This is a genomic window from Microbacterium sp. SORGH_AS_0505, from assembly GCF_030818715.1.
Lineage (GTDB): Bacteria > Actinomycetota > Actinomycetes > Actinomycetales > Microbacteriaceae > Microbacterium.
On sequence record NZ_JAUTAT010000001.1, the window covers coordinates 2,038,695 to 2,048,517 of the forward strand.

The window sequence follows — 9,823 nt, forward strand, 5'->3', positions numbered from 1 at the left end:
GAAGTTCACCCCTGCTTCCTCGAGCTCACGCGACGAGCGGTCGCGGGATAGCGGACGCCCGTCGCGCGGCGACGGCGACCGTCGCCCCTCCGAGCGCCGCGACAGCGAACGCGGTTCCGCGCCGCGTCGCGAGGGTGACCGTCCGTCGTATCCGAAGCGCGATGGTGAGCGTCGTCCGTACGAGAAGCGTGATGGCGACCGTCCCTCGTACCCGCGTCGTGATGGTGACCGTCCCTCGTATCCGCGTCGTGATGGTGACCGTCCGTCGTACCCGAAGCGTGACGGGGAGCGTCGTCCTTACGAGAAGCGTGACGGCGACCGTCCCTCGTACCCGAAGCGCGATGGCGAGCGTCGTCCGTACGAGAAGCGTGACGGCGACCGTCCCTCGTACCCGCGTCGTGACGGTGACCGTCCCTCGTATCCGCGCCGCGATGGCGACCGGCCGTCGTACCCGAAGCGTGACGGGGAGCGACGCCCCTACGAGAAGCGTGACGGCGACCGTCCGTCCTACCCGCGCCGTGACGGTGACCGTCCGTCGTACCCGAAGCGTGACGGAGAGCGACGTCCGTACGAGAAGCGTGACGGCGAGCGACGTCCCTACGAGAAGCGTGACGGCGAGCGACGTCCGTATGAGAAGCGTGACGGTGACCGTCCTTCGTACCCGCGTCGTGATGGTGACCGTCCGTCGTACCCGCGCCGCGATGGTGACCGTCCGTCGTACCCGCGCCGCGATGGTGACCGTCCGTCGTACCCGCGCCGCGATGGCGACCGTCCGTCGTACCCGCGCCGCGATGGCGACCGTCCGTCGTACCCGCGCCGCGATGGCGACCGTCCGTCGTACCCGCAGCGCGACGGGGAGCGTCGGTCTTCGCGGCCGCCGCAGGACTCGGACCGTCGGAGCATGCCGGCAGGCCCGGTCGTTCCCGATGAGGTCACGGCACGCGATCTCAACGGTGCTGCGCGTAACGAGCTGAAGACCCTCAGCAAGGACAACGCGGAGCAGGTCGCTCGTCACCTCGCCATGGCCGCCCGTCTCATCGATGAAGACCCGACCCTGGCCCACGAGCATGCCCTGGCGGCATCCCGCAGCGCCGGTCGCATCGCCGTGGTCCGCGAGACCGTCGCGATCACGGCCTACGCCGTCGGAGACTTCGCCCTCGCCCTGCGCGAACTGCGGACGTTCCGCCGGATCTCCGGTCGAGACGACCAGATCGCCCTGATGGTCGACAGCGAGCGCGGTGTCGGTCGCCCCGACCGCGCGCTCGAGGTCGGACGTGCCGTCGACCGTGCTTCTCTGCCGACCGACGTCCGTGTCGAACTCGCGATCGCGATGTCGGGCGCCCGTCTCGACCTCGGTCAACCCGACCGTGCCCTCCAGGAACTCGACATTCCCGAACTCGATCCGGACACGGCGTTCCCGTGGAGCCCCGGACTGTTCGCGGCGCGCGCCGCCGTCCTCGAAGAGCTCGGCCAGGACGATGAGGCCGCCCAGTGGCAGCGTCGGGCCGACATCGCCGCCGCGGCTCTGGGTGAGGTCGATGCCGATTCGGAGACGATCGAGATCGACGAGATCGATGAGATCGAGCTCGACGAAGAGATCGAGGACCCGGCCGACGACGCCGGTGACGACGACGTGGACGACGAACCGGCATCCGTTCAGGAGGACGACGAGGAGGAGCGCTCCTGATGGGGCTTTTCTCCCGCACGCGTCCCACGCCTCTCGACGGCGTCGACCTGGTCCTCGCGGATCTCGACGGCGTCGTCTACGCGGGTGACGCTGCGATCCCGCACGCCGTGGAGAGTCTGACGGCATCGCGACGAGACCGTCCGCTCGCGTACATCACGAACAACGCCTCCCGTCGTGACAGTGTCGTGGCCGGGCACCTCACGGAGCTCGGTCTCGCGACCGAGCCGCACGAGGTCGTCACCAGTCCGCAGGCGGCCGTCCGGTTGCTGCGCGACAAGGTCCCCTCGGGTGCCACCATCCTCGTCGTCGGCGGCGACGGTCTCGTCTTCGAGCTCGACAAGGCCGGGTACTCGGTGACCCGGAGCGCGGACGATCGTCCAGCCGCCGTCGTCCAGGGCTTCGCTCCCGAGGTGGGCTGGGCGCAGCTCGCCGAGGCGGCATACGCCCTCGCGCTCCCCGAAGAGGAGGGCGGCATCCCCTGGATCGCCACGAACACCGACTGGACGATCCCGCAGGCACGCGGCATCGCGCCGGGCAACGGCACTCTCGTCTCCGCGGTGCACACGGCTGTGGGACGACTGGCCACCGTCGCGGGAAAGCCCGAGCGCCCCATCTTCGACGAGGCGGTCGCGCGGTTCGGGGCACGGCATCCGCTCTTCATCGGCGACCGGCTCGACACCGACATCGCCGGCGCGCAGGCCGCGGAGATCGACTCCGTCCTGGTGCTCACCGGGATCGACAGGCCCAAGCACGTCCTGGCCGCGCCGAACTCCTCAAGGCCGACCTACATCGTCGGCGACCTGAGAGAGCTCCACGAGCCGTACCCCGAGACGATCGTGAAGGGCGACGTGACCACCGTCGGCTCCGCCTCGGTGCGGATCGACGGGCCGGACGTGCACATCGTCGCCGAGGGTGATCGTCCGATCGATCTCGTGCGCGCCGGCGCCGCGGCGATCTGGGGCACCGGACGGGCGATCTACGGCTTCCGGGTGCCCGAGCGGCTCTACGCCGACCCGTTCCACCGACGCTGACGACGGCGCCGCCGCGTTCACGTCCGCCGTCCTCCGCGCCGCGTAGGGTGGGGAACATGTCGATGGATGCCGCTGACGGCGACGCGCGCCGCGAGGACCTGCTCTCGACGCTCGAAGTGATCGAGGACCAGCCGCTGGGGGAGCGCGCGGCCGCGTATGCGTTGCTGCACGACGAGCTCGCGAAGCGTCTCGAATCGGGTCCGCGCGACCCGAACGCATGAGCAGCCGACTCGACGCGGCCGTGGCCGCACGCGGTCTCGCGCGCAGCCGCACCCATGCGGCTCAGCTCATCGACGCGGGACTGGTCAGCGTCGACGGTCAGCCCGTCGTGAAGGCCTCGGTCAAGGTTGGTGACGAACAGCACATCGAGGTCGCGGCATCCGACCACTACGTCAGCCGCGCCGCCCACAAACTCCTGGCCGCCCTCGACGCGTTCGGAGTCGACCCGGGCGGGCGCGTCGCGCTCGACATGGGAGCCTCGACCGGAGGGTTCACCCAGGTGCTCGTCGAGCGCGGCGCCGCCCGGGTGCTCGCCGTCGACGTGGGACACGGGCAGCTTGCGGCGGAGGTCGCCGCCCTTCCCGAGGTGGCCGTGGTCGAAGGCTTCAACGCACGGCACATGACGCCCGCGTCCCTCGCCGAGGCGAGCGGCGTCGCCGACGTGCCGACCCTCGTGACAGGGGACCTCTCGTTCATCTCGCTCACGCACGTCCTCCCCGCAGCGGCGGCTGTGTGCGCTGCGGCATCCGATCTCGTCCTGCTCGTCAAGCCGCAGTTCGAAGTCGGCCGCACGGGTGTCCGGGAGGGTCTGGTGACGGATGCCGGGCGCCGGGCGGACGCTGTGGCGAGCGTCCTGTGGTCGGCGTGGGATGCCGGCCTCGGGACCCACGGGGTGATCGCGTCGCCGATCGCCGGGACTCACGGCAACCGCGAGTTCCTCATCCATCTGCGACCCGGGACGACCGACGACGTCAATCCGACACAATGGTTGGACACCGTGAACCGACTGGCGGGAGCCGCATGACCGACGCGACGCGCAACATCCTCGTGGTGGCGCACGCGCTGCGTGAGAACACCGTGGCCGGCGCCCGGCGCGTCGTCGCCGCCGTCCACGCGGCGGGGTTGCGCCCCGTGGTCCCGGGCGACGACCCCGAGCTCGCGGCTGCGCTCGGCGACCTCGACACGGCGATCCTCGGCGAAGGCGGCATCGACGTCTCGGACATCGAGATCGCGATCGTCCTCGGCGGCGACGGCACGATCCTGCGCGCGGCCGAGCTGGTGCGCGCGGCATCCGTTCCCCTCCTGGGGGTCAACATGGGTCACGTCGGGTTCCTCGCCGAGCTCGAAGCGGACGACGTCGACGAGGCGATCGGCCGCGCCCTCGCCCGCGACTACGAGATCCACGAGCGGATGACGCTGTCGGTCGAGGTCCGTGACGCCGATGGGAGTGTCGTCTACTCCACGTGGGCGCTCAACGAGGCGACCGTCGAGAAGGCATCTCGAGAGCGCATGCTCGAGGTCATGATCGAGATCGACGGACGGCCGCTGTCGTCCTTCGGGTGCGATGGCGTCGTCGTGGCGACCCCCACCGGGTCGACGGCCTACAACTTCTCGGCCGGTGGCCCCGTCGTCTGGCCTTCGGTGCAGGCACTCTGCCTCGTGCCGCTGTCGGCGCACGCCCTGTTCGCCCGGCCTCTCGTCCTCGGGCCCGAGACGTCCGTCTCGCTCGACGTCCTCGAGCGCAACCAGGGCCGGGGCGTGCTGTGGTGCGACGGCCGCCGCTCCCACGACCTGCCTCCCGGCGCACGTGTCGTCGTCGGGCGATCGACGCAGCCGGTGCGCCTGGCGCGCCTGCACCGGTCGGTCTTCACCGACCGGCTCGTCCGCAAGTTCCAGCTCCCCATCGCGGGGTGGCGGGGCGATGCGGAGACGGTGCTGTGATCGAGCAGATCCGGCTGCGCGACCTCGGAGTGATCGCGGGGGCGACGTTGCCGATCGGTCCGGGCTTCACCGCGATCACGGGTGAGACCGGCGCCGGCAAGACGATGGTGGTCACGGGTCTCGGCCTTCTCCTCGGAGCGCGGGCGGACTCCGGCGCCGTGCGCGCCGGAGCGGATCAGGCCGCGGTCGACGGCGTGTGGATCGTTCCGGAGGCCGGCGCTGTCGTCGAACGGGTCCGGGATGCCGGGGGCGACATCGAACCGCTCGGTGACGGGCGGGCGGAGCTCTACCTCGGTCGCACGCTGTCGAGCGAGGGTCGCAGTCGTGCCACCGTCGGCGGCCGGACGGCGCCCGCGGGGGTGCTCGCAGACCTCGCGGACCAGCTCGTCGTCGTCCACGGTCAGTCCGATCAGCTCCGGTTGACGTCGGCCGCCGCGCAGCGCGACGCGCTGGACCGGTTCGGCGGTGCCGAGATCGCGACGTCGCTCGAACGGTACCGCGCGGTGTGGGATGCCTGGCGGACCGCGGCGGCTGAGCTCGAGACGCTGACGACCGAGCAGAGCGCGCGTGCGCGTGAGGCGGAGGAACTCCGGAGCGCGATCGACGCGATCGAGGCGGTCGACCCGCAGCCCGGTGAGGACGTCGAGCTGGCGCAGCGCGCCGACCGCTTGGCGAACGTCGAGGAGTTGCGGATGGCTGCGGCCACCGCGCACACCGCGCTCTCGAACGAGGACGACCTGCCCGATGTGCAGGAGCTCCTGGCTGAGGCTCGACGGGCCCTCGAGCGCGCTGCCGGTACCGACGAGGTGCTGCGAGCGCACGCTGCGGCGATCGAGGAGCTCGGCTACCGGGTCGCCGACATCGCGGGGGAGCTCAGCGGGTATCTCGCCGACCTCGACGAGGGCGGTCCGCACGAGCTTGCGGCGGTCGAAGAGCGACGGGCCGCACTGGGTGCACTCATCCGGGTCCACGGTTCGCTGGACGAGGCCATCGGGCTGCTCGCCACGGGCTCCGCGCGCCTCGCCGAGCTCGACGACGACGGCGACCGCATCGAGCGGCTGACCGTCGAACGCGATCGGCTCCGCGACGAAGTCGACGCGCGCGCCGCCGAGCTGACGGAGGCGCGGCGAGCCGCGGCATCCCGTCTCGGCGACGCCGTCACCGAGGAGCTCCGTCACCTCGCCCTCCCCGACGCGCGGCTGACGGTCGCCGTCGACCCCGGCTCCGAGGCCGCTCACGGCCGCGATGTCGTGACGATCCAGCTCGCGCCGCATCCCGGCGCGTCTCCGCGTCCGGTCGCCCGCGGCGCGTCCGGTGGCGAGCTCAGCCGTGTCATGCTCGCGATCGAGGTCGTGATCGCGGGGACCGATCCCGTTCCGACCTTCGTCTTCGACGAGGTGGATGCCGGTATCGGCGGCGCCGCGGCGATCGAGGTCGGCCGTCGGCTCGCGAAACTCGCCGAGACGAGCCAGGTCATCGCCGTCACCCACCTGGCGCAGGTGGCCGCCTTCGCCGGCAACCACCTGTCGGTCGTCAAGTCGAACGACGGATCGGTCACCGCGTCGAGCGTCCGTCGTCTGGAGGGTGAGGAACGCGCCGCCGAGATGGCACGCCTGCTGTCGGGTATGGCGGATTCGGACGCGGCACTGGGGCACGCGCGCGAACTGCTCGAGCTCGGACGCGCTCGCTGAGACGCCGGTCGAGGCGACACCCGGGCGGCCTCCGGACCGGGTGCGCAGGAGGGCTGATAGAGTGAAAGCCCGTGACGGACTCTTCGGGCGCGGGACGCAAAAACAACGACATCACCAAGCACATCTTCGTGACGGGTGGTGTCGTTTCGTCTCTCGGCAAGGGTTTGACCGCCGCCAGCCTCGGTAACCTCCTCACCGCGCGCGGCCTGCGCGTCGTGATGCAGAAGCTCGACCCGTACCTGAATGTCGACCCGGGAACGATGAACCCGTTCCAGCACGGTGAGGTCTTCGTGACCGACGACGGCGCCGAGACCGACCTCGACATCGGTCACTACGAGCGCTTCCTCGACATCGAGCTGAGCCAGGCCGCGAACGTCACGACGGGTCAGATCTACTCCGAGGTCATCGCCAAGGAGCGCCGCGGCGAGTACCTGGGCGACACCGTTCAGGTCATCCCGCACATCTCCGACGAGATCAAGCGGCGCATGCGCCTGCAGGCGAGCGAAGAGCCCCGCCCCGACGTGATCATCACCGAGGTCGGCGGCACGGTCGGCGACATCGAGTCGCAGCCGTTCATCGAGTCGGCGCGTCAGATCCGGCACGAGCTCGGCCGCGACAACGTCTTCTTCGTGCACGTCTCGCTGGTGCCGTTCATGGGTGCCTCGGGCGAGCAGAAGACCAAGCCCACGCAGCACTCCGTCGCGATGCTGCGTTCCATCGGCATCCAGCCCGACGCGCTTGTCCTGCGCAGCGACCGCCCCGTCACCGAGTCCAACAAGCGCAAGATCGCGCTCATGTGCGACGTCGACGAGGATGCGGTCATCAACACCGTCGACCTGCCGAGCATCTACGACATCCCCTCGACGCTCAGCGACCAGGGTCTCGACGCGTACATCGTGCGACGCCTGGGCCTCGACGCCAAGGCGGGTGACATCGACTGGACCCGCTGGAACAAAGTCCTGAACGCGGTCCACAACCCCAAGCACGAGGTGACCGTCGGTCTCGTCGGCAAGTACATCGACCTGCCCGACGCGTACCTCTCGGTCACCGAGGCCCTGAAGGCGGGCGGGTTCGCGCAGGAGACCAAGGTCCAGATCGTGTGGATCCCTTCGGACCTGTGCGAGACGCCCGAGGGTGCCGCGAAGGCCCTGTCGGCCGTCGACGGGATCGTCATCCCCGGCGGCTTCGGCATCCGCGGCATCGAGGGCAAGCTGGGGGCGCTGAAGTTCGCCCGCGAGCAGGGGCTGCCGACGCTCGGCATCTGCCTCGGCCTGCAGTGCATGGTCATCGAGTACGCGCGCCACGTCGCCGGTATCGAGGACGCGTCCTCGAGCGAGTTCGACCCGGAGACGCCGCACCCGGTCATCGCGACCATGGCGGAGCAGGTCGACATCCTCGACCGCGGCGACATGGGCGGCACGATGCGTCTGGGTCTGTACGAGGCTGCACTGGCCGAGGGCTCGCTCGCCGCGGAGCTCTACGGCTCGGACCGCGCGACCGAGCGTCACCGTCACCGCTACGAGGTCAACAACGCCTACCGCCAGCAGATCGCGGACGCGGGTCTCTGGTTCTCGGGCCTGAACCCCGACCTCGACCTCGTCGAGTACGTCGAGCTCCCGCGAGACGTGCACCCGTACTACATCGCGACCCAGGCGCACCCCGAGCTCCGCTCGCGGCCGACCGAGGCGAACCCGCTGTTCCGAGGTCTCATCGCCGCGGCTCTCGACCGGCACCGCGCGAGCGAGCTGTTCGACGTCGAGAACGAGGACTGAGCGATGACGGATGCTGCGCCTCTGCAGGACGACGCCGTCGCGGTTCGTGTGACGCAGACCGAGACGGTCTTCGAGGGGCACGTCTGGAATCTCCGCCGGGACGAGTTCGCCTACGGTGACGGGTCGATCGTCCGCGAGTACGTCGACCACTCCGGTGCGGTCGCCGTCCTGGCGCTCGACGACGACGGGCGCGTCCTCCTCATCCGTCAGTACCGTCACCCGGTCGGCTTCCGCGATTGGGAGATCCCGGCAGGCCTGCTGGACGTGCCGGGGGAGGACCCCCTCGAGGCCGCGAAGCGCGAGCTCGCCGAGGAGGCGGACTTGACCGCCGAGCGGTGGGACGTGCTCTCGGACTTCTTCACGAGCCCCGGCGGCAGCGACGAGGCGATCCGCATCTATCTGGCCCGCGGACTCGCGGCGACGTCCGAAGCCTTCGCCCGCACCGAGGAGGAAGCGGACATCGAGGTGCGGTGGGTGGCGCTGGATGAGGTCGTCGACGCGGTCCTGGCTCGGAAGCTCCAGAACCCGTCGCTCGTCATCGCGGCCCTCGCCGCCGCTGCCGGCCGCTCCCGCGAGTGGACGACGCTCGGCGCCGCCGACGCGCCGTGGCCGGGACGCTCGCGTCCCGTGGGCGCGGACCGACCGCAGGGCTGAGGCGCCGTGAGGCTCGCGCGCGCCGTCGACGCGTTCCTCCGGCACATCACGATCGAGCGCGGACTGTCGGCGCACACCGTCGCGGCCTACCGTCGCGACCTGGCCGGGTACCTGGCGTGGCTCGCTGAGCGGGGCGTCGAGGACACGGATGCCGTGACGGGGGAGCTCGTCACCGGGTTCGCGGCGGAACGCGCGTCATCCGATCCGCCGCCGGCGTCGACCTCGTTGGCGCGGCTGCAGTCCGCCATCCGCAGCTTCCATCGCTTCCTCGCGCGCGAGGGCATCGTGACGGACGATCCGACGACGAAGCTGCGGCCACCCAAGGCGCCGATGCGCCTTCCGAAGGCGTTGCCCGTCGAGGACGTCCTCCGGCTGTTGGATGCCGCCGGCCCCGCGCCCGAGGACGCCGCACCCGGTGAACTCGTCGGCCTGCGTGATCGCGCGCTGCTCGAGCTCCTGTACGCGACGGGTGCGCGCGTGTCGGAGATCGTCGACCTGGACGTCGACGATCTGATGCACGGCGAGGTCCTGCGGGTTCGCGGCAAGGGAGCGAAGGAACGCATCGTCCCCGTCGGGTCGTACGCGCGGGCGTCGGCGGACGCCTACCTCACCCGCGCGAGGCCGGAGCTGTCGCGCCGCGGGCGGGCGACGCCGCGCGCGTTCCTCGGCGCGCGGGGAGCTCCGCTGTCGCGGCAGAGCGCGTGGCTCGTGATCCAGCAGGCCGCCGAGCGGGCGGGGATCACCGCCCACGTGTCTCCGCACACGCTCCGGCACTCGTTCGCGACGCACCTGTTGCAGGGCGGTGCCGACGTCCGCGTCGTGCAGGAGCTGCTCGGCCACGCCTCGGTCGCCACGACTCAGATCTACACGCACGTCACGGTGGATGCGCTCCGCGACGTGTATCTCACCTCGCACCCGCGCGCGAGATGACTCCGGGTGCCCGGCTGCGGGGAGTCGCTCCACGGCGGGCCGCGACGGGGTGACTAGACTCGGGTGAGCACGGCGAAGGCGGGAGATCAGTGGCGAGCAAGCGGAGTACGGCGGACG

10 protein-coding genes are annotated in these 9,823 nt (G+C 70.9%); 9 read left to right on the plus strand and 1 reads right to left on the minus strand.

Features of this window, described 5'->3' with window-relative positions; genetic code table 11:
- Nucleotides 1–25: 25 nt before the first annotated feature.
- Nucleotides 26–1,015, minus strand: a complete 990-nt coding sequence (locus tag QE428_RS10040) for a hypothetical protein (protein WP_307468668.1) — start codon at nt 1,013–1,015, stop codon at nt 26–28.
- Between the two features lie 6 nt (nt 1,016–1,021).
- Here QE428_RS10040 and QE428_RS10045 point away from each other — a divergent pair, with 6 nt between their 5' ends.
- The 9 genes from QE428_RS10045 to xerD all read left to right on the plus strand — a co-directional run bounded on the left by QE428_RS10045 (nt 1,022) and on the right by xerD (nt 9,706).
- Nucleotides 1,022–1,687, plus strand: a complete 666-nt coding sequence (locus QE428_RS10045) for a hypothetical protein (RefSeq protein ID WP_307468670.1) — start codon at nt 1,022–1,024, stop codon at nt 1,685–1,687.
- On the plus strand, nt 1,687–2,718 hold the full coding sequence (locus QE428_RS10050; RefSeq protein ID WP_307468673.1) for an HAD-IIA family hydrolase: 1,032 nt from the start codon (nt 1,687–1,689) through the stop codon (nt 2,716–2,718). Before QE428_RS10045 ends, QE428_RS10050 begins: the two co-directional genes overlap by 1 nt.
- A 56-nt stretch (nt 2,719–2,774) precedes the next feature.
- A complete protein-coding gene (locus QE428_RS10055; RefSeq protein ID WP_157681063.1) occupies nt 2,775–2,939 on the plus strand; it encodes a hypothetical protein in 165 nt (54 codons plus the stop codon).
- Nucleotides 2,936–3,742: a TlyA family RNA methyltransferase gene (locus QE428_RS10060; protein WP_307468676.1), complete on the plus strand. Its 807-nt coding sequence runs from the start codon at nt 2,936–2,938 to the stop codon at nt 3,740–3,742. Before QE428_RS10055 ends, QE428_RS10060 begins: the two co-directional genes overlap by 4 nt.
- Nucleotides 3,739–4,659 (plus strand): NAD kinase, encoded by a 921-nt coding sequence (locus QE428_RS10065; RefSeq protein ID WP_307468679.1) that lies wholly within the window; start codon nt 3,739–3,741, stop codon nt 4,657–4,659. The genes QE428_RS10060 and QE428_RS10065 overlap by 4 nt, the downstream gene beginning before the upstream one ends.
- The gene (recN, locus tag QE428_RS10070) at nt 4,656–6,350 is read left to right on the plus strand and encodes a DNA repair protein RecN (RefSeq protein WP_307468682.1); all 1,695 of its coding nucleotides are present in this window, start codon (nt 4,656–4,658) and stop codon (nt 6,348–6,350) included. The genes QE428_RS10065 and recN overlap by 4 nt, the downstream gene beginning before the upstream one ends.
- Before the next feature lie 71 nt (nt 6,351–6,421).
- Entirely contained in the window at nt 6,422–8,122 is a 1,701-nt protein-coding gene (locus QE428_RS10075) for a CTP synthase (RefSeq protein ID WP_091352575.1), read from the plus strand.
- A gap of 3 nt (nt 8,123–8,125) precedes the next feature.
- A complete protein-coding gene (locus QE428_RS10080; RefSeq protein ID WP_307468690.1) occupies nt 8,126–8,776 on the plus strand; it encodes an NUDIX hydrolase in 651 nt (216 codons plus the stop codon).
- A 6-nt stretch (nt 8,777–8,782) separates the two neighbouring features.
- Nucleotides 8,783–9,706: a site-specific tyrosine recombinase XerD gene (xerD, locus tag QE428_RS10085; RefSeq protein WP_307468693.1), complete on the plus strand. Its 924-nt coding sequence runs from the start codon at nt 8,783–8,785 to the stop codon at nt 9,704–9,706.
- Nucleotides 9,707–9,823: the final 117 nt, after the last annotated feature.